The organism is Streptomyces beihaiensis, from assembly GCF_026274175.1.
Classification (GTDB): Bacteria; Actinomycetota; Actinomycetes; order Streptomycetales; family Streptomycetaceae; genus Streptomyces; species Streptomyces beihaiensis.
Window position 1 is genome coordinate 1 of sequence record NZ_JAPHNL010000243.1, and the last position, 552, is coordinate 552.

Genomic DNA, 552 nt, shown 5'->3' on the forward strand with positions numbered 1-552 from the left:
CGCCGCGGCGGGCGCCCGCCGGGGCGGCGGGCGACGCGGCGGCCTGCGATCCGGAGCGCCTGCTGAAACTCGCTCTGGACATCGGCGACGACCTGCTCGCCCGCGCCTGCCGGGACGAGCACCGCAGCAACTGGCTGACCCTGGAGTGTGCCGACGAGCGGCACTGGACGGTCATGCCCATGGGGGCGGGGCTGGCCGACGGCTACTGCGGTACCGCGCTCTTCCTCGCCGAACTAGGCCGTCTGTCCGGCTCCGAGCGCCACCTGGAGGCAGCTGACAGGGCGGTGCGGGCGCTGCCCGCACTGGTGCGCCTGCTCGCCCGCAACCCTGACCTGGCGGCCGCGGTGGGTCCCGGCGGTTTCTTCGGCGTGGGCGGCGTCTGCTACGCCGCGGCCCGGCTCTCCACGCTGCTGGACAGCCAGGACCTGGCGGCCGCGGTGCCGCAGGCGCTGGAGGCGCTGGAGGCGGCGTGCCCGTCGGCCGGTGCCGACGTCGCCCACGGGACAGCGGGGGCGCTGCTGGCGGCCGAGGCGGTGCGTGACGAGACCGGGC

The 552-nt window shown here is 77.0% G+C and carries 1 protein-coding gene; it reads left to right on the plus strand.

Going from position 1 to position 552, the window contains the following annotated elements; genetic code table 11:
* Window positions 1-552 (plus strand): lanthionine synthetase LanC family protein (locus OFY01_RS18940; RefSeq protein ID WP_323135532.1); only part of this gene is annotated, 552 nt, incomplete at both ends.